Raw genomic sequence first — 23,215 nt, 5'->3', positions numbered from 1 at the left:
TTCTCTAGTTTTGACTGGAGGTTTCCCATCCAAAATGTTGTGCAGGGGGCGACCGCGAATCGCCCCTTAATTCTATTGTAAGCATACCATATTCAGGATATACCTTCAAGAAGCTGAAACGAACAGTCGAGCCTCTACTTTAGCTGAACGCAAAATTGCGTTCTCCTCCCGTCACTGACCGTCTACTCAGCCTTACCCTGATTGAAGCAGATGTAACAACTGGGCTGAAAATTCAGCCGGGTAAGTGTCCCCGCGGGCCGCGGGCTTGTATCTGTGGCTTACCCATTTTTGAAGATATGATGTAGTGAATTTTAGACATCATGTATTCATATCCTTCTTGAGGGTCTTCGTTGAACGGGTTGGCCTCTTTGAGAGTTTCCATAACTTCACTCCCGCGAATAACCTCTTTTACGAGTAGCGATCTTCCTATTTATATAGGATGTCATGACTCTCCACTTTGCCGCTTTCATCCAATTGAAGTTGTAATAACGTAACCTTTACCCCTAATCCTGCACTCCCGATGTAGTACAATAATTGTCGTGATGGTTCAGATAGCTTTTCCTCTGGTTCTCCAAGCAATTCAATAATTTCACTCTCAGTCATACCCTTTAGTTTGAACTTGTTTGTTAAACTGCTTACCATATCTTGTCTTTTCTCTGGTTCCTTTAACCATGTTTCTTGGTCAAACTGACTACTACACGAACAAAGAATGAGTAACATCAAGAATGAAATTATTATTGCCTTCATCTAAAAGCCCTTTCGATAAAACATTAGTTAAGTAGAAAGCCGAAGTTTGGCGTTCGTGGCGGTCACCGTAAACAAGCACGATTTGACCAACCTATTTTTCTTCTTGTTCGATGAGGTATTCTCATATTCCTTGCTGTCTATATAACGGAATCAATCCCCATAATGTTGCGAATAGTTGGTTGCTACTCCATTAAAGCGGTCGATCCAATTCTTCAATCGGCTAGGAAAGCTGCCTGTTCCTCTAATGTACTAGCCCTCTAAGTCGCTCCGTGTTGTCCCCATGTTCTCCTGTAATAGCTTGTCCACCTGTACTGCGGGGGTTCGGAACAGAGTCGATTGTAGCAGCCCCAGCGCTTGCGAGATGTTCTCAAGCTCCTCTACCGTCCAACTGTCCAGGCGCTTGTTCAGCTCCTGCTTCATCTGGTCGAAGGCGCCTTCCATATAGGCCCATCCCGATTGGGACAGCCGGATGTATTGCTTACGACGATCCATAGCATCGCTGTATTTCTCACATAGTCCCCGCTCTGTGAGCTTGCGCAGCTCGCGGCTGGTGTTGGGCATCGACATGTTCATGCAGTCGCTGATCTGGCTTGGGGTCAGTGGCTGTTGGATGGATAGGAAAATCAGAATATCAAATTGCAGGGGGGTAACATCCTCCTTGGGTACAACCTTGGTAAATTCCGATTGCAAGTTATGTGCCGAAGTAAGGAACGCGACGGTTTGTTGGAAAATTCGTTCTTTTAACTCCAAGTGGCTCACCTCAGTGTTATTTTATTATCAAATGATACTTATCTATTGACAACTAAATTATATTTGTGTTAGTTTATTATCGACAACAGCTCGCTACGCGAGTGACCTTTAGCTTCTATTTCTACGCGAAACGATGCAAGGTAGTCTAAACTCTTCCTTGCCGTTTACGCTTGAAATAGAAGGAGGGACACGCTGTGCGATTACCCTTTGACTTCTATTTCTACGCGAAACGATGCAAGGTAGTCCAAACTCTTCCTTGCCGTTTACGCTTGAATCATAACAAAGAAGGTGCGAAATGAAAACCCTAATCGTATTCACTCACCCTAATCATGAAAGCTTGAACTATGCCTTTTTGCAGCGCACGCTGGCTGGACTCAAGGACAATCCGCAGACAAGTGAGGTGCAGGTGCTCGACTTGTATGCCGAGCAGTTTGACCCGCGGCTCGTCTTCAACGAGAACAAGCGCAGGCGGGATATGCACCGTGATCCCGAATTGGAACGCTATCGCCAGCAACTGATGTGGGCCGATCGGATCGTCATGATCTATCCCATCTGGTGGGGACGACCGCCGGCGATGCTGCTAGGCTATATCGACCGGATGTTTTCCGCCAATTTTGCTTATCGTAGGACAGGTGGTCTCATGGTGGAGGGCTTGCTGAAGGGAAAGTCGGCCATATGCATCTCGACGATGGAGGGGCCGCCGCGCTACACACTGTTCTGGCTGAACAATGCTCATAAGGTGTTGATGAAGCGGGCGCTGTTTGGTTATGTCGGGATCAAGCGGGTCAAATTTTTTGAATTTGGCAGCATGGAGAAAAAGAATGGCAAGCAGTCGCAAAAGCTGGAGCAAATCTATCAGTATTTTAAAACAATTACCGGTTAACCACCAGCTTCCAATTTTCTTCCATGGGAAATTTATGCCTAGAATATCGTGGAGGCTCTTGACAGCCAAAAATGGGATAGGTAATATAAAAATAGTCATTAGCACTCGGTTGGTTGGAGTGCTAACATTAAGAAGGCGATCAGGCCTTTGCAGAAGATTTCATATTTGAAGGGAGATCCATTCATGGCGAAGAAGCAGTTCCAGGCTGAATCCAAACGGCTGTTAGAGATGATGATCAACTCCATTTATACTCAGCGTGAAATTTTCCTCAGAGAGCTTATATCCAACTCCAGCGATGCCATCGACAAAATTTATTATCGAGCGTTGAGCGATGACCAGCTCGTATTTAATAAGGAAGATTACTATATTAAGGTTACCGCAGACAAGGAGAGCCGCACGCTCACCATCTCCGATACCGGGATCGGAATGACACAGGAGGAGCTGGAGAATAATCTGGGCGTCATCGCCAAGAGCGGCTCGCTTGCGTTCAAGAAGGAGAATGAGCTGAAGGACGGTCACAATATTATCGGGCAATTCGGTGTTGGCTTCTATTCAGCGTTCATGGTGGCCGATGTGGTAACCGTCATCAGCAAGCCGCTGGGCAGCGATGAGGCGTTCAAGTGGGAATCCGAAGGCGCAGACGGCTACACGATCGAGAAGGCGGAGAAGGCAACTGTCGGCACGGACATCATAATGAAGATCAAGGATAATACAGAGGATGACAATTATGATGAATTTCTTGAAGAATATCGCTTGAGAGCGATCATCAAGAAGTATTCCGATTTCATCCGTTATCCGATCAAGATGGATGTGAAGGGGCAGCGTCCGAAGGAGGATGCGGAGGGTGAGTTCGAGGAGTACCAGGAGGAGCAGACCATCAACAGCATGGTGCCGATCTGGCGCAAGAACAAGAGCGAGCTGACGGATGAGGACTACCATAACTTCTATATGGAGAAGCGCTACGGCTTTGACAAGCCGCTCAAGCATGTCCATATTAGCGCGGACGGCGCGGTGGTGTACAATGCGATTCTGTTCATTCCTGAGCATACACCGTTCGATTATTATTCCAAGGAGTATGAGAAGGGACTGGAGCTGTACTCCAACGGCGTGCTGATCATGGACAAATGCGCGGACCTGCTGCCGGACTATTTCAGCTTCGTCAAAGGGATGGTCGACTCCGAGGATCTGTCGCTTAACATCTCGCGCGAGATGCTGCAGCATGACCGCCAGTTGAAGCTGATCGCCAAGAACATCAAGAGCAAGATCAAGAGCCAACTGCAGAGCATGCTCAAGGATGAGCGCGAGCAATATGAGAAGTTCTATGGCTCGTTCGGACGCCAGTTGAAATACGGTGTATACAGCGACTACGGCGCGAACAAGGATGTGCTGCAGGATCTGCTGCTGTTCCACTCCTCCAAGGAGAAGAAGCTGGTCAGCCTGGATGAGTACGTCTCTCGCATGCCAGAGGATCAGAAGTATATCTATTACGCAGCCGGCGATTCGATCGAGCGGATCGAGAAGCTGCCGCAGACGGAGGGTGTGCTGGACAAGGGGTACGAGATTCTGTACTTCACCGATGACATCGACGAGTTCGCGATCAAGATGATCATGTCCTACAAGGAGAAGGAATTCCGCTCCGTATCCAGCGGCGATCTGGGCATTGAGGCTGACGAGAAGGACAAGGATAACGAGGTTCAGGATGCGGACAAGGAGCTGTTCGCAGCGATGAAGGAGCTGCTGTCCGGCAAGGTGAAGGACGTCAAAGCCTCCAAGCGTCTCAAGTCGCATCCGGTCTGCCTGTCCACCGAGGGCGAGCTCTCCATCGAGATGGAGAAGGTGCTGAGCGCCATGCCGAACAGCCAGGAGGTTAAAGCGGACAAGGTGCTGGAGATCAACGTGAACCATGAGGTATTCCAGGCACTCAAGAACGCTCAGGCCTCCGACAAGGAGAAGCTGGCACTCTACACGAGCCTGCTGTTCAATCAGGCGCTGCTGATTGAGGGACTGCCGTTGCAGGACCCTGTTGAATTCACGAACGATATTTGCAAAATTATGGCGTAAGATCATATGTTATACTAGCAAGCCCGGCCGATAATGGCCGGGCTTGCTAGCTGTTCAGCGCCTTGCTTGTCAGACACGGCTTGCTCACGGCATCGCCTGGGCATAAGACATGCTCTGGCAGCCAGTCGATGTGCAATCGTGCAGTGGTACGATTCAGAATGGCCATGTCATACAAGGCCGATAGTTATAGCTGACATTCTCCTAGATACCCTCCAATCTCCGCCACGATTTCCTGTCGACCCTGGGGCGTCCAGCTCATCAGCAGCCAATTGGTGACCAGTTGAACCTTGCCGTGCTGAGCAGCGGGCATGTCCTGCCAGAACGGGCGCTCCTGCAAGCGGCCGAATACACGCTGAACATCTGCTTGCTCATTGTATTGGCGAACCCAGACATGATCTGCATGCAGCGCGGGAATATCCTGCGGCGCGGCTTGCAATCGCAGATGATCGCGCGGAACAGCCGGATCGGCCTGCAGGCTTAGCTCGTGATATAGCAACTCGTTCAGCGGGTGCCTGACCGTGCCTTGCAGCATAATATGATCAGGCATCACCTGCAGCATGGCGATCTGTTGTCCGGCTGCGATGCGGCGGAAGCGGGTGGCGGCTTCGGCAACACCATGCTCGGATTGCTCCAGGCTGTCCTGCGCTTCGCGCTCTCTGCCGACTAGCTCCGACAATTGCCGGTGCACCCATCGCCAATCCAGGCTGTGCTTAATTGTAACCGTAGGGGCGATCTTCTTGAACGTATCATAGAACGGCTCATGAGAGAAGTCGGCGATGATCAGGTCGGGCTTGACCGCCCGCAATTCCTCCAGATGCAGCATGACGCGGCGCTCATATTCATGTTCATCCATGCCCGGATGGCGGTAACAGTCTACTGTCAGGATGGGGGTGACGCCCATGGCCTGCAAGTTGTCGCGCCAATGGAAGCGAGTGGCGAGGGCGATCCGAAGGAATTCCCTCTTAATATAGAGGCTTGGCGGAATCCCGGTCACCTTCTTGAATACACGGCTAAAATGGAATTCATTCCGGTAGCTGACTGCCGCCGCCGCCTCCTTGAGGCTTGCTCCTTGCGCCAGATGCTGCTTGGCATGTTGAATACGAATGTGCTGCAAATAATCTGTTGGCGTTACGCCGAGGCTTTTTTTGAAGCTGCGGCAATAGGCGCCAGGCGTCAGCATGGCGATGCGGGCGAGCGCTTCCCGCATAATTCTCGTGGCATAATGTTTCTCCATATAGTCGATGGTTTGTTGAATACCGTCCATTGGCGCAGCAGGTTCTCTTTCCGTGCTGGCTTGAAGCTCCTTAATAGCTTGCAACAGCAGGATGTCACGATCGCACTGGCGGCTGCTCGCCGATGTGTAGGCGGCCTGCATGTCCCTCAAAAGCTGGCGCCACTGCTTTCCCCCGTGTACGACAATGGCGTTATGCTCGGGCAGCCCTTCTAAGGTTCGACAGACGAGAGCATGGCATCCCGAGGAGTCATAGGAAAGCTCGGCTGCGCGTATAAGCAATTGGTAATATTCGACCGAGCTGCTGCCTATCTTCGCACGAAATGTTACACCTGCAGGAATATATACAAGACCATCCATATCAATGCTCCACGTATGCTGGCCGACTTGTATCCATCCCTCGCCCCTGGTAACGTAGAGCAGTAGAGGAACGGGCGATTGACGTTCAGAGAGCTGTGAATGGGCGGGCAAGCTTCGCAGGCGGATAGAGGACAAGGTGTAGACGGGATGCCGGGTTCGCAATCTGCGCATAGTCATGCTCCTTTAGCTAAGATGTGATTAACGGATATGGAATCGGAGATTTTAGGCTATGGAAATCCGTAACGTCCGTTGTTAAGATCAATAATAACAATTCTCATTATCGATGAGAAGAGAGGCGGAGAACAGAACCGCTGATTCATTTTTGAATTCACAGGGGGAAGTAGAATGAAGACGATATTCATCTCGAGGCTGCAGCTTGCGGCAAAACAGCTAGGGGTAGCGCTGCTCGTGCTCGTTGTAGCTGTTGTAGCTGGCTGTGGCGGGCAGAACAGCCAATTGAACACACCGATAACAGAAGACGGTGCAAACGAATCGTGGAGCATTAAGCATGAGCTTGGCACAGTCAAGCTGGAGCAGGTGCCTCAGAAAATAGTGGTTCTCGACACCTATTTGCTGGATATTGCGCTAGCGCTGGGGCTGAGGCCGATCGGTGCTCCTACGGAAAGTCCAGGCAAGGAGGAGCTGCCTTCCTATTTGAAATCTTATGTCGACTATGACTTGACATGGGTTGGAGCCCGTAATGACCCCAATCTGGAGGTGCTGGCCGGACTTGAACCAGACTTGATCGTGGCTGACCTGCAACGGCATCAGAAAAGCTACGAGGCACTGGAAAAGATCGCACCAACAATGGTTGTAAGCGGATCGGGTGCTGAGGATTGGAAAACGATCATTACACAGCTTGGAGAGGCAACCCGGCAGCAAGAGAAGGCGAAGACGGTCATTGCCGACTTCGAGCAGAAGCTGGAGGCAGGAAAGGCGGAGCTTGCAGGCTCAGGCTTCCGGGCCGTCGCGCCGATTACCTTATATCCCAAGTCCGTAATACGGATCTATACGGCACAATCCTACACGGGAGCGATCTTGCAGGGACTAGGATTTGAGCTGCCATATGAGGCGGGCGGCAAGCCCTTCGAAGAGCTAAGTGTAGAAGCGATCGGCGATGTGAAGGCGGATGCTTTCATCTTGATGCAAAGTCCCGAGCACACAGCGGATGTTATACCTGAAGAGTATCCTATATTCGGCAACCTGGACGTCGTCAAATCGGGACATGCCTACACCGTGAGTATGGAGCAGTGGCTCTTCTACCGAGGACCTTTGGCGGGAGAGGTTATTATACGCGAGGCTATCGATCTGTTCGCCAAATCATAGGATTGCTTCTCCGCAGGGCGATCGGTGCAAGGATAGTGCTACACGACTGGGTGTCAAGGCAAAATGATCCTTAGGCCACGCTTGAAATGTCGATTCATCTGGTATGATGATGCTGAGACTACAAAGAGCGAGGAGAGAGTTAAGGATGGGAATTTGGGATCGTCTGCGCGGGAATAAGGGGAAAGGCAGACAACAAGCTGAGGAGCCGCAGCCGCAGCCCAATGAACAGCAGGGGCAAGCTGAGGAGCAAGGCTATGGCGCATTAGTGGGATTCGTATTGCTCCAGGGGGATGCCTTTGACTACACACCGTTCATTCACGAGATGCGCCAGAGGTGGGGGATCGACCTGTCCGATCAGGGCGACCCGGAGGGCGGAGCCTTCGTCTTCGAGGTCGATGGCATGCGCGCGGCGTGTATGTATGTTCCTGCGCCAATTCCTAACCGCGAGGTCGAGGAGAACTGCCGCTATAATCTGATCTGGCCGGAGGCGGAGCAGGTCGTCTCACAGCATCAGGCGCAGTTGATCCTGTCCGTGCTGAATTATAATGATCCGATCGAAGGGCATGCCCTGTTCACCAAAGCTGCGAGCAGCCTGTTGCAATCCGGGCAGGCGCTCGGCTTATACATGGCTCCAGCAGTACTGGAGGCTGCTCATTACACTGAGCTGGCACAGATGCTGCAGGAGGAGGAGCTTCCTATCCCGCTCTGGGTATTCGTCGGCTTATATGGCGGAGAGAAAGGAAATAGCGCCTATACGGTGGGACTGAACAAATTCGGCCGCGATGAGCTTGAGGTTGTGGAGTCGGATAAAACGCCGGGTGAGCTGTATGAATTTCTGTATATGATTACGCAATACCTGATTGAATATGATGTGTTGCTGCAAGACGGGGAGACGATCGGATTTTCGGAGGAGCAGAAGCTGACGCTGACCCGCTCCAAGGGGATTGCTGTCGAGGGAGACAGCATTAAAATCGGCTATTAAGGTCAGGGGAACCCCTCCTTGGGGCTGTCCGAATCGTCCTTTTTGAGCCACTTACAAATGAAAAGCAAACACTGAGAATGCTGTATTGTAAGCATTTCTCGGTGTTTGCTTTTTTTAAGCTGATGGGCTGCGCCCTAGCTGTTGCCTGCTCTCTAGGGTGATGATTACCGTGAATTGCTATTGCCGCTGACAACATTGCCCGTGCCGCCCTCGATGCTGATCGAGGTGCCGGAGGTGGAGGTTACATTGTTCAGGATGCGGTTATTATTCGAGCTGCCGGTAACGCGAATGCCAAAGTTGCGGAAGGCGCTGTAGGTCTGCATCCGGTTGTTGGACAGCTCGTTGCCGCTGGCATTAGCTAGCCGAATCGTCTCCGGGTTCAGCGAAGTGTTGAACTGCTGAATAATATTGTTCTTGAACGTGTTGTTATTGGACTCTACCAAAATACCGTGTATGCGCGAATCGACGATGGTATTGCCCTCAATCCGGTTGTTATGAGCACCCGTAAGCACGAAGATGCCGCGCGGGTAATTCACAATCCGGTTGTTCGTAACGACGTTATATTCGCCGCCATTCGGAATCCGAATGCCGCCATACGTATCGGATTGCTGGACTGAATTAATGATCTGGTTGCCGGTTACGGTCGTATAGGCTGCGCGGGACAGATTGATGCCGCTGCCGCCGCTAGAGTTCGTAATCCGGTTGTTGGCAATGCGCACATTGCGGAACTCGCCGACAGGGTAGCTCTCATGTCCGGTCGCGATGGCGTGTCCCGTTGTACGGTCGAAGCTGCTGTCGATGATCGCTGAATCCTTCGTTCTGCGCAGCAGCGCGCCGATCGTCGTGTCGCGCACCTCGATGTTGGACAAGGTCAGGTTACGCACATCCGTATCCATTAGAATGCCGCCAACCTGGGACAGCCCTTGGGCTGCGCGCGCAGTGCGATCTGCATCGATCGTCAGCTTGGACACGGTTGCGCCCAGTTCATTGGAGCCGGAGCGCAGTACCGGATTGGCGAGCACATAGCTGGTCACATTGCCCATCTTTTTAATGATCGTCCGGCCGGCACCATCGCCAACGAGATTGACCCCGGCATGCAGACGAACGCCCTGATCGACATAATAAGTGCCCGCGGGGAGGTAGACCGTCCCCTTTTGCCCCTTATCGTAGAAATGCTTCATCGCGGCATGGAGCGCCGCGCTCTGATCGCTCCTGACGCCAGGCGTTGCGCCGAAGTCCCTCGCATTTACCTCATTGGCAGCATACACACGCGAGCCCGCAGCCGGCAGGAGCGCGGCTGTCGCCAACACAGTACACATCACAGCGAGCCAGCCGATTTTGAACCAGGATCTGTTCATTACCTTCATCCTTTCTAGTTTGAATAATGATCTATGACGGTCTTGCTGCCTGCTCGATCCTCCTTTCTATCATGAATACACAGAAAAGATAGCGCTTACACGAAAGATTATATCAATATATTGATTATTATACAATTATTTACTCATCTCTCATTCCCGGAGAGGCATGCTTCGGAGACCATAGTGAAGTCTGATGATGGAAAATTTTATGTCGTAATACATTTGTAATACTTCGCTTAGAGAATCGTAAGCTATCTTACTTATTCTACTCCATGCAAGATAAAATGAATGGAGGACGATGAGAATGATTGGAAGAAAACAAGGCAAGGTATTGATCGTAATGGCGGTATTAATGCTATCGTTGGTGCTCTCCGGGGTAGTGAATGCCGCAGGCATCAAGACAATAACTAAAGGCGGGATGGAGCTATTCCATTTGAGGCAGGCGGCGGAAATGTACGGATATAGCGTGCAATGGAACGCCAAGGAAAGATCAGTAACGTTATCCTATATGGGCAAAATGGACGACATGAAGATGAAGGATGATATGAAGATGAAGGATGACATGAAGATGAAGGACGACATGATGATGGATAGTGAGATGAAACCGGCGGGACAAATGATTAAATTATGGATTGGCAACAAAACAATCAACGTGGATGGGAAGGAAGTTAAGCTGGATACTGCCCCTACCATCTCCAAGGGCAGCACTTATGTCGCGGAAGCCTTCATTCAATATATGATGCCTGCCGAGGCCATGAAATAAATATTTGAATAAGCAGGCCCATCACCATATGATATGATGGAGTCAAATGAATTCTGCGAATATGGGGTGGGGTGGGTCAGTGTGAATGAGCGAGTGCTGGTAGCGGATGACGATAGTAACATTACCGATGTGTGCCGCAGGTATCTGGAGAGGGAAGGCTATCTCGTCACGACCGCCAAGGATGGCCTGGAGGCATTGGAGCTATGGCGCAGTGAAACACCAAACCTGATCGTGCTCGACCTCATGATGCCCCATAAGAATGGCTGGGAAGTGTGCAGCGAGATACGGCAGACCGAAGATACTCCGATTGTAATGTTAACTGCCCGCGGCGAGGAACAGGATCGCTTGATGGGTCTGACCATGGGGGCTGATGATTACTTAACCAAACCCTTTAGTCCGCGAGAGCTCGTGCTGCGTGTGCGGGCGATCTTGCGCAGGATGCGTTATGTGCAGGCAAAGCCTGCTAGCGCATCGGAACACATCATCAAGTACGAAGGACTTACAATTGACATCGCGAAGCGTATTGTGGAGATCGGCGGGCAGATCATCGACTTGACGGTTACAGAATTTGAGATGCTGTACTTGCTGGCGAGCCATCCTGATCAAGTATTTTCCCGCAACCAGATACTGAGTAAGGTTTGGGACTTCAGTTATGAAGGAGACACGACAACCGTTACCGTGCATATTCGGAGATTAAGGGAGAAGATTGAACCGACTCCTTCTCATCCCAAGTTTATTAAGACGGTATGGGGGATCGGTTACAAGTTTGCGGGTGATGGCAACTCATGAAGCTGCGTACCTACTTACTATTGTCCAGCTTGACGGGCATCGGCGTATTATTAATTTGTTTATTTGTCAGCTATTCCAAGATGCTGCTCTCTATTGAACAACTGTATTGGTTGTCCGGCATAACAGCAGGGGTAGGCTTGCTTTCGTTCATCCTTCAGTATGTTCTGACTAAGCCACTGGAGAAATCCATTGCGCGCATCTCACAGCAGACCGTCCGAATTGCCAGAGGGGATTTCCATACCGAGGTCCCCTTGGTCGGCCCGCAGGAGTTTAAGCTGCTGGCCGAGCAATTCAATGTGATGAGCTGCAAGCTGAAGGAAAGCTTCGACAACCTGCACCATTCCGAATCTGCGCGGCGGGAACTCATTGCGAACGTCTCTCATGATTTGCGCACACCTCTGGCATCCATTCAATCCTTTGTTGAGGCGCTGGAGGACGATGTGATTAAGGATGAGGAAACCTTCCAACGCTACCTGAACACGATTCGGCTGGAAACGAAACGATTGGGTGGACTGATCCAGGATCTATTTGAACTTTCCAGCCTGGAAGCCCAAGGCGTGGTGTTCGAGCCCCAGCCCTATCATGCCGATGAGCTGCTGATCCATACCCTGGAGAGCTTTTCATTACATCTCGCGGAGAAAAAACTGACCATCGAGATTGAGCTGCCTGATAAATTGCCCGCTGCAATGATGGTGCCTGCACAAATGAAGCGCGTCCTGTCCAATCTGCTGCAAAATGCCATTCAATACTCTCCGGTTGAAGGCAAGATCGTATTATCCGCCGCCGAGATGGGCCGATACGTGCGCATTTCGGTTCTAGATGAAGGGGAAGGGATCGAGGCGGAGGAGACTTCCCGTATATTTGAACGGTTCTACCGGATTGACAAATCACGCGGCAAGAACAATGGAGGTGCCGGGCTAGGTCTTGCAATCGCGCAATCGATTGTTCAGCTCCATGGCGGTGAGATCGGGGTGAACAGCACCAAGGGAGCAGGCAGTTGCTTTTGGTTCACGCTTCCGATATACCTCAGTCGCTAAGCTCGGCTTTAACGAGTCTTGTTTGCTCAGGTGGTGTTGGAGTTGGCTGGTGATTTCATATTTCTTATGGGCGTATTCGGCGCAGGAGTATTATCTTTTTTGTCCCCATGTATTTTGCCGCTGCTTCCGGTATACATGTCTTACTTGTCAGGAGGCATAGTCAATGCCGTGAATCAGGAGGAGGGTGTCGCCGACTCCGCTTGGTTTCGTTCTGTACTTCTATTGCGCACGTTAATGTTTGTGCTTGGGCTGTCGATGGTGTTTATTCTACTGGGCTTTGGCTCGGGTATTCTAGGTCATATCATCTCAAGCCCCTGGTTTATTGCGATCTGCGGGGCAATCGTTGTCCTGTTTGGAATCTACCAGACGGGATGGATTCGATTATCATGGCTGGAACGAGAAGTAAGGCTATCTCGCAATGGGATGAAGCAGGGCGGGTATATCGGAGCCTTCTTGCTTGGCCTGACCTTCAGTTTTGGATGGACACCGTGCATCGGTCCTGTATTAGCGGCTGTACTCGGGATCGCGGCAGGTGAAGGCTCTCCTGTCTACGGGGGATTTCTTATGCTCCTTTATAGCGTCGGCTTATCCATTCCATTCTTGATCCTGTCTGTATGTTCAGGCTATCTAATGAAGCGCGTCCGACATCTGTACAGGTATATGGGAGCAATCAAAGTGGTGTCAGGCTGTATTCTTATTGTGATGGGACTACTGTTAATGACAGATCGACTAAATATGCTGGTCGGCTGGGTTCAATAATTACTGGGGGCGTGAGGGATGAGGAACATGTTGAAGCGGGTGGGCTATATACTGGCTATGGGCAGCTTATTGACTATATTGACTGCATGTGCTGCGAAGCCGATGGCACCAACATCCGATACAGTCTCGTCAACCAATATGAACAAGGGGGAGGCCGCACCTGCATTTTCATTAAGCAATCTGGCAGGCGAATCCTTCAAGCTGGCGGATTTCCAAGGCAAGAAGGTCTATGTGAAATATTGGGCCTCATGGTGCTCCATCTGTCTAGCCGGACTGGAAGAGCTCAATACCTTAGCCGGCGAGGACACTGATTTCACCGTCATAACGATTGTTGCACCGGGCTATAAAGGAGAGAAATCATCCAGTGAGTTCACTGAATGGTTCAACAGGCAGCCTTATGAGCATCTCAACGTTCTGTTGGATGAAGACGGAGTGTGGGCGAAGGAGTTCCAGGTAAGGGCATATCCCAGCTCCTATTATATTGGCTCAGACGGGGTGCTGGTGAAATCCCTTCCGGGTCATGCATCCAATGACCAGATCAAGCAGACGATGAAGGAAATGATGTGAGGAGGGATAACGCGATGAGAGGTGTACTAGTAGGCATATGCCTCCTGGTTATTGCAATCACAGGGACTGCTTGTGGCGGCAGGGAGGCGAGTCATCGGGAGTCTGCTTCTCCCCCAGCCGTCAAGACCGTGACCATGTCAGACGCTGAGCTCAGCGAGATCTACCTGGCGGGAGGGTGCTTCTGGGGCGTGGAGGCGTATATGTCTCGCATTCACGGGGTACAGGATGTCACCTCGGGCTATGCCAACGGAGAAGGAGAGAATCCCACCTATGAAGATGTCATTCGCGGGGACCGCGGCTTTGCTGAGACGGTACATGTGAAATATGATTCGAAGCAGGTATCGCTTGCGAAGCTGCTTGATTATTTTTTTAGAGTCGTCGACCCGACCAGTGTGAATAAGCAGGGGAATGATCGAGGCCTTCAGTATCGGTCAGGAGTCTACTACACGTCGCCTGAAGATGCACAGATCATTGAGCAGGCTGTAGCTCAAGAGCAAGAGAAATACGATCAACCTATCGTAACGGAAGTGCTGCCGCTGCAGAACTATTATCTTGCCGAGGAGTACCATCAGGACTATCTGGAGAAGAATCCTAACGGCTATTGCCACATCGACTTGAGCATTCTGGATGAGCAGGAGATGGATATCGATATCGATCCCGCACAGTATCCACGCCCGACAGATGCACAATTAAAGGAACGATTAACGAAGGAGCAGTATGCGGTAGCGGTTAACAATGATACGGAGCACGCATTCAGCAACGAGTATTGGGATCTATACGAACCAGGTCTGTATGTGGATATTGCAACAGGAGAGCCGTTATTTAGCAGCCAGGACAAATATGACTCCGGTTGCGGCTGGCCGAGCTTTACGAAGCCGATTGTGCCTGAGGTCGTAACCTATGCCGAGGATAAGAGCTTCGGGCTGGAACGAACCGAGGTGAGAAGCCGATCAGGCGACATTCATCTAGGGCATGTGTTCGATGATGGCCCTGCAGATCGTGGCGGGAAAAGGTACTGCATCAACAGCGCCTCCATCCGCTTCGTCCCGCTCGACAAGATGGCTGAAGAAAATTACGGATATTTATTATCTCTAGTGGAATAGAAAATGGTCAGCACCTCGGATACGTCTGATACGGGGGTGCTTTTGAGATAACTTGTTGCAGAACCACCCCCGGATGAAAAATCCAGCGCGGTGGTTCTTTTTTTATCCTGTGACCTGTGACATGATAGCAGTGGGGGCGATGCTCGATGTTCAACGATTTTCTACCGATGCCGGATCGTCCGGTCTACATTCAAGTCAAAGATTATATGAAGCGATTAATGATAAAGGGAGCGCTGCAGCCTCATCAGAAGCTGCCATCGACCCGCGAGCTGGGCGAGCTGCTCCAGGTGAGCCGCAATACCGTCATCGCCGCCTATACGGCACTGGAGGAGGATGGCTTCACCTACACGCAGCAGGGCAAGGGCAGCTTCGTAGCTGCCACATCGGTCATGTCGGCGGAGCCTTCGTGGCGCATCGGCTGGCAGGAGAGGCTCAGCGACCAGGCGTTGCAGGCGGAGGAGCTCGATCTGATGAAGCATGGCATTCGCTCGCAGAAGGGGACGATCTCCTTCACCAGCATCGCGCCGGATGAGAAGCTGTTCGATCTGGGCAATGTGAAGCGGGCATTTCTCGATCGGATGGCGATGGAGGGACATGTCCTGCTTAATTACGGCTATGCCAAAGGCTACAAGCCATTGATGGATTATTTGCTACATTATATGGAGCATAAGGGCGTCGATCTGACGGGCAAGGACATCCTGATTACGAACGGATTCACAGAGGGCTTCGACATCGTGCTGTCGGCGCTGGGCAAGCGCAGTGGACGGGTGCTATGCGAGAATCCGACTCATAATACGGCGATCAAAAATTTGCGGCTGCATGGCTTCGACATTACAGGCATTCCGATGGAGCAGGACGGCGTAAACCTGCAAGAGCTGGAGCGGGCGCTGGCTGAGCAGCGCTTCGACTGTGCCTACCTGGTTCCGTCCTATCATAATCCGACAGGCATCGTCATGTCGGTGCAGAAGCGGCTGGAGCTGGTGCGGCTGATGGGAGAGTACCGCGTTCCCATTATCGAGGACGGCTTTAACGAGGAGCTGCGCTATACCGCATCTCATGTATCGCCGCTGATTGCGGCGGCGGGCGGCGGCAATGGTGTCATCTACATTGGCAGCTTCTCCAAGGTGCTGTTTCCAGGTCTTAGGGTCGGCTGGGTGCTCGCGGATGCCGAGCTGGTCGGCTATCTGGAGAGCATCAAGCGGGCGCGCACGATTCACACCTCCACACTGGATCAATCGACGCTGTACCAATATATACACAATGGCAATCTGGAGAAATACCTCAGACGGGCACGCGCCGAATACAAACGGAAATACGAGCTGACGCTGCGTTGCTGCCGGGAGCATATCCCGTATGCGGAGCTGACAGGGCATGGCGGGCTGCATCTGTTCGTCGTCTTTGCCCAAGGCTTTGATACCCGAAGACTGCTGGAGCGCTGTCAGTTGCAAGGCGTCATCTTCACGCCGGGAGACATCTTCTACACGGATGGCGGGGGACGCCATACGATGCGGATCGGCTTCTCGCGGGTAGCAGACGAGGAGATCGAGCTGGGGATACGGGTGATAGGCGAGCAAGCAAGGGTATTATTACAGGAGCAGGGCTAGCAGGAGAGTTAACCAGGATAATCATAGGGAAGCAAGGGGTGCTGCAGCATGAGTAAGGAATGGATTGCGCCGTTGGTGCGGGAGATTCCCCCGTCGGGGATTCGGGCTTTTTTTGAACGGGATAACAGCGGGGAGATGATCTCGCTCGGAGTGGGCGAGCCGGATTTTGTGACACCGGAGACGGTGCGCGAGGCCTGCATTCGCGCGCTGAATGAAGGCTATACCAAGTACACGTCCAATGCGGGGATGCCGGAGCTTAGGCAAGAGATTGCCCGCTATCTGGCGACCAGCTTCGGGCTGAACTATGAGCCGGAGGGTGAAATGGTGGTAACCGTCGGCACGAGCGAGGCGGTGGATCTGGCCTTGCGTGCTCTCGTGACGCCTGGCGATGAGGTGCTCATTCCTTCTCCAGGTTATATCGCCTATGCTCCGATTGCTGCCATCAATGGCGGCACGGTCGTTCCGCTTGCTACCTCTGCCACCCACGGCTTCAAGCTGACAGCGGATGCGCTGCGACAGAAGCTGACAGCCCGCTCCAAGGTACTGCTGGTCAATTACCCGAACAATCCCACAGGCGCAGTAATGACCGCGGCGGATTGGCTGCCGCTGATTGAAGTCATACAGGAGCATGACTTGATCGTCATCTCAGATGAGGTCTACTGCGAGCTGACCTATAGCGGGCGCCATGTCAGCATTGCGTCCTTGCCGGGGATGCGCGAGCGGACGATTGTCATTAACGGCTTCTCCAAGGCCTTCGCCATGACCGGCTGGCGCATCGGATATGCTTGCGGTCCAGACGAGCTGATCAGCCAGATGCTCAAGATTCACCAGTATACCGCGATGTGCGCGCCCGCGATCGGGCAGATTGCGGCTCTGGAGTCGCTGCGCAGCGGCATGGAGCCGATGAGAGTCATGATTGCCGCTTATAGGCAGCGCCGTGACCGCTTCGTACAGGGATTGCAAGCGATCGGACTGCCCTGTCATACACCGGAGGGCGCCTTCTACGCCTTCCCTTCGATCGCTCATAGCGGGCTGACCTCACAGCAGTTCGCCATGGCGCTGCGGGAGGAAGCGGGCGTAGGCGTCGTTCCCGGCTCTGTATTCGGCGAGAGCGGTGAAGGGCATATCCGCTGCTCCTACTCGGTTGCCCCGGAGCAACTGGAGCGCGCATTAGAGCGAATACAGCCGTTGGTTGCCAGGCTGCAGCCTGCAAGAGCAAGCCACTGAATGAGTGAAATCGTATAACAGCCTGTGCGGGTAGGGGTGTCCGACCTGCGCAGGCTGTTTTTGTATGAGCCCCTTTTAGGGGTTTTTTCTATTGTTTTCATACCTTCTTTTATCGACAAAATAAGCTTAATTTCAACAATCTATCGCTGTAATAGGCCTTTAGTTGCGCAATAAGCTGTCATGAATTAGGGAGTATTGTCCAGTTTGCTCAGAATTCGCTCAGAGCGGGCTGATATACTGGTTCGTAGTGTAGAGTAGCTAGTTCTATAGATAGAATGAGGTCATTATTTACAAGCATTCCTGAACAAAATCGATTGCTGGGGGTGGATAGAACATAGCGGATCGAGCACTGATCGACGGATGCAAGCATAAGTCTAGTACTTTAGAAGGAGGTTGTGGTATTGCTTAGGAATAGCAAGGCATATAGGCTGTTGGCGACTCTACTGATTATTTGCTTGCTGGCGCTGCCGGCTCCAGGATGGTACACACCCATTGCCAAAGCAGCGACATTTGCAGCAGACCGGGAGGTCGAATTTCAGAGAGGGGGGCGCGTCGGGAATGCCACGTATTCGGCGACGAATGCGGCGATCAATTTTAGCGGCAACTCGGACGGGTTTCGCTATACCAAGAACAGAGATTTCATCATCGACTTCGCTGCGGGGGATACGATCCTCTATCGTGGAGATTTGGTTGAATTTGATCTGAGTGTTGCGAACAACACACTGCTAAGCGAGCTGGCTGCCAGCGGCCATGCTCAAGTTGAGGTAGGATGGAGTTTCCTGGAATGGCAGGAGGAATGTGCCAAGAGAGTGCTGGGAATCTGTGTCGACAAGGATTACCAAGGCACGGAAGCCTGGATTGATATTAACGGGTCCAATGTAATTCACGAGGAAGCTTATCATGGCGGGGTTGGCTCGCGAAGCGCGACAAGAACCCTAACTCCCAACATGACTATTAAAGTAAAGGTAAGAGGGATTCGTGACAAGACGGATGCGCCATCCGGCGTGCGCGGGCTGTACTTCAAGTTCTCCGACACGACTCGTCCTGTTATGAACAGCTACACCTTCACAGGAAGCGGAGCACGGTGGACGAACCCGAATACGGGGGATCAGGAACTGTACGTCAAGGCTAACGAGGATATTAAGCTGTCCTATAACTTTAGCGAGCCTGTTCGGCCGAACACGCTGAACAATGCGTACTACGAGCATTTCACCAGACATCCGCTGTTTGTCAGTGAGCCGGGCACAGGCTTGCCGGCATCGGGTGAGCAGCAATATATGAAGAATCTGACGTACACAACTGCAGCATCCTTGAAGAAGCTGAACAAGGATATTGTCTTCCAATACATAGGGTCCAGATACCATAGCAGCGCTAACCGCGGTCTGGAGCCTAAGATCACCGGCACCGGTAGCGGGGCGCCAATCGATCAGCCGCTAGAGCAGAAGTTCAAGGAAGCGGAGCTGACCGATGCGGCAGGGAATGCCGTTGATATGTCGTTCCCTAACCGGGCAAGCGGGAGCAGTGACGATTATCTGAGAGCGAAGACGGTCAATCCATTCGATTATGACAACGGCGGATTGAAGGTCATTGTCGATGCGGTGCCGCCGAAGTATTCCAAGACGGCCAACGGCGTTCAACCGGAGATTTTGACCGGAGTGACGCTCAATGATAATGATACGATCGACTTTACGTTGCAGATGACGGAGGAGGCCGTCGTGAAGCGCGGTTGGGAGGTAACGAATACATTCCTGCTGTTCAACAACGGTATGAAGGCCTATTACGTCTCCGGCGAAAATTCACGCAACTGGCTGTTCCGGGCGTATGTCACCGACACATTGGTGATGGAGACACCGCTGCTCAAGGTGATCTCGCTTGGCAACGATCAGAAGGGCAATGATTCCGATACTGGCGTCATTCAGGACTACGCAGGCAACCTGCTGATGCAGCCAGCCAACTTCAAGGGCATTCATACCGATGAGCTGGGCAATGACCCGGCCTTGATGGATTCCACGATCGATTGGGCGACGCTCGCGATCGATAATACGAAGCCGGTCATCGGCTTCCATTATGAAGCGGACGGAGCAACGAACCAATTGTATCTCAAGAACGGCAAGGTACGGATCGATGCTAATGATCCGGCGGTGAAGATTCCGCATCTGGAGCCTGATCTGCCGCAGCGCGGCACCGAGCGTCCGAGCCGGGGCATCTACCGCCCGTCCAACATGACCGGAGCAAGCTCTCCATCTGTCGGATTGGTCTACTACTGGTGGAGCCAGAACCCGAATGATCCGCTTGCGGGCAAGGAAAATGATCAATTCGCGGCGATCAAGCGCTACTCTCTGTCAGCCAAGCAGCCGTCCGAGGAGCTGTATCCGGGCGAATATCCCGATCTGCAATTGCAGGTGAACAACAACAAGACGAACATGATTGCACCTCCGGCAGAAGCGTTGACGGCGGAGAACAGCGGCGAGTGGTACTTGCATACGTGGACGGCTGATATGACATGGGACACTGCGCGCGAGCTGATGCAGTATGCCAAGATGAAGGATTTTGTTGCCGCCAATCCATCGCAATATGAAGCGTGGAAGGCAGAGCAGCCGAATGCGTCCGAGGCGGAGCAGATCTTCTACGCCAACAACAAGGCGCTTGCGGCAGTCGGCCAATATGGCGATACATCGGTCTGGGATCTCTCGGATTTTAAACAGGAGGATTCCAACTGGGCTTATAACGTGGCTACGCTGCGGCTGGACAACAAGCCGCCGACGGTCACGGTTCATGAGGTGAACGGCGATCAGACCGTGAATGTTCAGGTGCGGGCAACCGTAACGGACGAGCATAGCGGTGTGAAGCAGGTATTCTATCAATGGGTGAAGGAAGGCAGCCAGCCATCTGAGATTGAATGGCGCCAAGCGGTGCTGGCAGGCGGCGAGGCAACCTTCGTTACCTTGAACAATGTGTTTGAGGATGGCACGTACCAACTGTACTTCAAGTCCACTGACAAGGCGGGCAATGAGGAGATCACGTCGCTGGAAGCGCCGGTAACCGTTGATTCGAAGCAACAGGTGCAGGGAACCTTCCTCACGGACTCGAACCCGGACTATGCTCAGAGCCATGCGGTACGTTTCTCGCTTAGCGGCTTAACGCCAGATCTGGTCGCCTATGCGATCAGCGGCAACGCCAGTCGCCCCTCAGAGGGGAGCTATAGGGCGTTGGACGCGTTGGCGGATGATCCTGGAGCCTATCTGATCGAGGCCGACCCGACGCTGAACGGCATACAGTATGTGCATATGATGGCGCGCGAAGGAGAACGCAAGTATTTCTACTCCAAGGCGTACTATTTCGACAATGAAGCGCCAAGCGTGACCTTCAGCAAGCAAGGAGTGGCCTATCCGCTGGATAGCCAGGAGGTGACGGTTACCGTCACTGAGCCATACAGTACACAAGGCGTGACCGCCCAGTATCTATGGGTCAGAGCGGGCGAGCCAGAGCCGACCGATCAATCGGCTGGCTGGACAGCGCTACCGGAGGATAAGGTAGCCGTCATTAACGGCACTGTCCTGTTGCCTGGCGAGGTCGCAGACTTCAAATTGTATGTACTCGCTAAGGATGGCGCTGGCAACAGTGCGATCTCGAGCACGACAGAGACCTTCAAGGTATCCCGTGCGGGCGGAAGTGACACGCCTCCGGCAGATGCGGAGTCCGATCTGATCTATCTATACGGAGATGATCAGGATGGCTACACCGCCGTCATGAAGCTGAGCCTGGCTACCGAGGATAAGCGCGGCTATGAGTTCTCCCTGTCGCCGGACTTCGGCGAGAGCTGGGGGAAATGGCGGCCATACACGAACTTCGCAGCGCTCAAGGTTCCTTCTGCCAAGGTGGCGGATCAGCAGATTATGATCAAGTACAGAACACCGGGCGGACAGACCAGCGAGCCGGCAGGACTTACGATCAGCACCTTGTCCGAGCAGGAGCCGATCTATGCGATTGCGACACTGCATACGACAAGACCGGTTAATCCGAACCGCGGGGTCGACATCGAGCTGGCGCTGCCGCTTGGCATCAAGGCGGTCGCAGCAGAAGTCAATCCTGCTCCGCTCAAGCGCAAGGGCAACACCTTTACGGTGAAGGAGAACGGGTATTACGCATTTGACTTGACAGATACAGCCGATGCGAACCGTCCGCAAGAGACGTTGTATGTCGTGGTGAACAACATCGACGGCATCGCGCCACTGGGCAGCATCGAATATTCGGTGACGGAGCCGACGAGCAGCAATGTCAACGTCAAGCTCGGTACCTCCGAGCCGGTCACGATTACGAACAATCAGGGGCGGAATGTGTACACCTTCACAGGGAACGGCACGTTTACCTTTGAATTCAAGGACGAGGCGGGCAATACGAATACGGCGACGGCAACGGTGTCGAATATCGACAAGGAAGGGCCGCAAGTCAAAATCGTGCGCAGCTATACGTATGGCAGCACAGGCAGCCAAACCTTCGGCACGGTAACGGATGACAGAGGCAACATCCTCCTCTCCTCCGGCTTGACGCTAGAGGTACAGAAGGCCGACGGAGCAACGAAGGACTTCATCATGCTCAAGGGCGAACCATTAGTGACGGTGCGCGAGAACGGCTTGGTGACCTTCATGGTCGCTGATCGCAAGGGCAATACGGCGACCATCACGGAGGAAGTCAACAATATCGCCGGACTGGCGCCTACACCGGAGCAAGTATCCTATACCTTTGTGGATGACACAGGGGTGGAGCTCGCACCTGACAGCATCGTTACGATTGATGGGCAGAAGTATGCGAAGGGCGCTGTCAAAGTGACGCTCAGCGGCAAGACAACTGCGCCGAACAAGGTATTTGCTGGTTCTGTCCCGGTTGTCAAGGATGATGAATATACCAATCTCATCAGCAATGCGGGTGGTACCTTCTCCTATTCGAAAGTATTCAGCGTTGAGGGCAGCACCATGATTGCACTCTCTGATCTGGTGGGCAATGTCAACAAGGTGGCGGTGACGGTCAAGGGGCTGGATAACATGGGCCCTGAGCTGACACTCAACCTGCCGACCACAGCCATCGTGCAGAACAAGGCGAACTTCGATTTCCGTACCGATCTTGGCGGATACACAGTGACGGATAATGTATCTGCACCGGAGAACATCAAGGTCGAGGTAGATGATCTGAAGCTGGAGCAAACGGGACGGCAACTGGTGACCTATACGGCAACTGACCAAGTCGGCAATGTCACCAAGGTTGTTCAGGAAGTGTTCGTCGTGAGTGACCAAGGCATGCTCATCTTCGGCAACGATCGTCTGATCTCTGCGGGACTGGGTGAGTCGGTGCTGTTCGACACCAGCTCGATTACCTTCCGAATCAGCCGATTCAACGTGATGGACGTTGGAGGCAAGCAGTTGACGAACGAGCAGGCTACCTTCGATCTGCTGTATCAGCCGGGACTGTATCGCGAAGGGCAGATGAAATACATCGCCCAGAAGCTGACGTATGAAGAGCTGGTCAGCGGCAAGTTCACGGTGACCTTCCCGCAGGCGGGCTGGTATACGGTGATCGTAAGAAACCAGGAACGTGAACGGGAATACGCAACCTTCTTCATTACGAAGACCAAGTAGAGGAAGCGGCAACCCTGGATAGCGCGGCTCCGCCT

17 protein-coding genes are annotated in these 23,215 nt (G+C 52.6%); 13 read left to right on the top strand and 4 right to left on the bottom strand.

Annotation, left to right across the window (positions count from 1 at the left end):
- Positions 1-426: 426 nt before the first annotated feature.
- Both ACY1JZ_RS00115 and ACY1JZ_RS00110 read right to left on the bottom strand, forming a co-directional pair.
- Positions 427-747: a hypothetical protein gene (locus tag ACY1JZ_RS00115; protein ID WP_462627482.1), complete on the bottom strand. Its 321-nt coding sequence runs from the start codon at positions 745-747 to the stop codon at positions 427-429.
- Between the two features lie 249 nt (positions 748-996).
- Complete coding sequence (locus ACY1JZ_RS00110; protein ID WP_462627481.1) at positions 997-1,497, bottom strand: MarR family winged helix-turn-helix transcriptional regulator; 501 nt, start codon at positions 1,495-1,497, stop codon at positions 997-999.
- Positions 1,498-1,792: 295 nt separating this feature from the next.
- Here ACY1JZ_RS00110 and ACY1JZ_RS00105 point away from each other — a divergent pair, with 295 nt between their 5' ends.
- Both ACY1JZ_RS00105 and htpG read left to right on the top strand, forming a co-directional pair.
- Entirely contained in the window at positions 1,793-2,380 is a 588-nt protein-coding gene (locus ACY1JZ_RS00105; RefSeq protein WP_462627480.1) for an NAD(P)H-dependent oxidoreductase, read from the top strand.
- 183 nt (positions 2,381-2,563) lie between these two features.
- A complete protein-coding gene (htpG, locus tag ACY1JZ_RS00100; RefSeq protein WP_462627479.1) occupies positions 2,564-4,441 on the top strand; it encodes a molecular chaperone HtpG in 1,878 nt (625 codons plus the stop codon).
- A gap of 184 nt (positions 4,442-4,625) precedes the next feature.
- Here the strand turns inward: htpG and ACY1JZ_RS00095 are convergent, their stop codons facing one another.
- Positions 4,626-6,203, bottom strand: coding sequence for an AraC family transcriptional regulator (locus tag ACY1JZ_RS00095; protein WP_462627478.1), 1,578 nt, complete (start codon positions 6,201-6,203; stop codon positions 4,626-4,628).
- Between the two features lie 174 nt (positions 6,204-6,377).
- On the opposite strand from ACY1JZ_RS00095, the gene ACY1JZ_RS00090 reads away from it, so the two are divergent.
- Positions 6,378-7,358: an ABC transporter substrate-binding protein gene (locus ACY1JZ_RS00090; RefSeq protein WP_462627477.1), complete on the top strand. Its 981-nt coding sequence runs from the start codon at positions 6,378-6,380 to the stop codon at positions 7,356-7,358.
- 145 nt (positions 7,359-7,503) lie between these two features.
- Complete coding sequence (locus ACY1JZ_RS00085) at positions 7,504-8,340, top strand: DUF4261 domain-containing protein (RefSeq protein ID WP_462627476.1); 837 nt, start codon at positions 7,504-7,506, stop codon at positions 8,338-8,340.
- Positions 8,341-8,504: 164 nt separating this feature from the next.
- Here the strand turns inward: ACY1JZ_RS00085 and ACY1JZ_RS00080 are convergent, their stop codons facing one another.
- Complete coding sequence (locus ACY1JZ_RS00080; RefSeq protein ID WP_462627475.1) at positions 8,505-9,698, bottom strand: glycosyl hydrolase family 28-related protein; 1,194 nt, start codon at positions 9,696-9,698, stop codon at positions 8,505-8,507.
- Between the two features lie 304 nt (positions 9,699-10,002).
- Between ACY1JZ_RS00080 and ACY1JZ_RS00075 the strand changes: the two genes are divergently transcribed.
- From ACY1JZ_RS00075 to ACY1JZ_RS00035, 9 genes are all read left to right on the top strand, one after another.
- The gene (locus ACY1JZ_RS00075; protein WP_462627473.1) at positions 10,003-10,461 is read left to right on the top strand and encodes a stalk domain-containing protein; all 459 of its coding nucleotides are present in this window, start codon (positions 10,003-10,005) and stop codon (positions 10,459-10,461) included.
- Positions 10,462-10,542: 81 nt separating this feature from the next.
- On the top strand, positions 10,543-11,250 hold the full coding sequence (locus ACY1JZ_RS00070) for a response regulator transcription factor (RefSeq protein WP_462627472.1): 708 nt from the start codon (positions 10,543-10,545) through the stop codon (positions 11,248-11,250).
- Positions 11,247-12,287, top strand: coding sequence for a HAMP domain-containing sensor histidine kinase (locus ACY1JZ_RS00065; protein WP_462627471.1), 1,041 nt, complete (start codon positions 11,247-11,249; stop codon positions 12,285-12,287). Before ACY1JZ_RS00070 ends, ACY1JZ_RS00065 begins: the two co-directional genes overlap by 4 nt.
- Positions 12,288-12,353: 66 nt before the next feature.
- The gene (locus ACY1JZ_RS00060; RefSeq protein ID WP_462627951.1) at positions 12,354-13,046 is read left to right on the top strand and encodes a cytochrome c biogenesis CcdA family protein; all 693 of its coding nucleotides are present in this window, start codon (positions 12,354-12,356) and stop codon (positions 13,044-13,046) included.
- Positions 13,047-13,064: 18 nt separating this feature from the next.
- Positions 13,065-13,613, top strand: coding sequence for a redoxin family protein (locus tag ACY1JZ_RS00055; protein ID WP_462627470.1), 549 nt, complete (start codon positions 13,065-13,067; stop codon positions 13,611-13,613).
- Between the two features lie 14 nt (positions 13,614-13,627).
- Complete coding sequence (gene msrB, locus ACY1JZ_RS00050) at positions 13,628-14,716, top strand: peptide-methionine (R)-S-oxide reductase MsrB (protein WP_462627469.1); 1,089 nt, start codon at positions 13,628-13,630, stop codon at positions 14,714-14,716.
- Between the two features lie 146 nt (positions 14,717-14,862).
- Positions 14,863-16,320, top strand: coding sequence for a MocR-like pyridoxine biosynthesis transcription factor PdxR (gene pdxR / locus ACY1JZ_RS00045; RefSeq protein WP_462627468.1), 1,458 nt, complete (start codon positions 14,863-14,865; stop codon positions 16,318-16,320).
- A 48-nt stretch (positions 16,321-16,368) separates the two neighbouring features.
- On the top strand, positions 16,369-17,547 hold the full coding sequence (locus tag ACY1JZ_RS00040; RefSeq protein ID WP_462627467.1) for an aminotransferase class I/II-fold pyridoxal phosphate-dependent enzyme: 1,179 nt from the start codon (positions 16,369-16,371) through the stop codon (positions 17,545-17,547).
- A gap of 401 nt (positions 17,548-17,948) precedes the next feature.
- The gene (locus ACY1JZ_RS00035) at positions 17,949-23,180 is read left to right on the top strand and encodes a hypothetical protein (RefSeq protein WP_462627466.1); all 5,232 of its coding nucleotides are present in this window, start codon (positions 17,949-17,951) and stop codon (positions 23,178-23,180) included.
- Positions 23,181-23,215: the final 35 nt, after the last annotated feature.

The organism is Paenibacillus sp. J5 (genome assembly GCF_054955055.1).
This window is presented reverse-complemented; position numbering and strand designations above follow the sequence as displayed.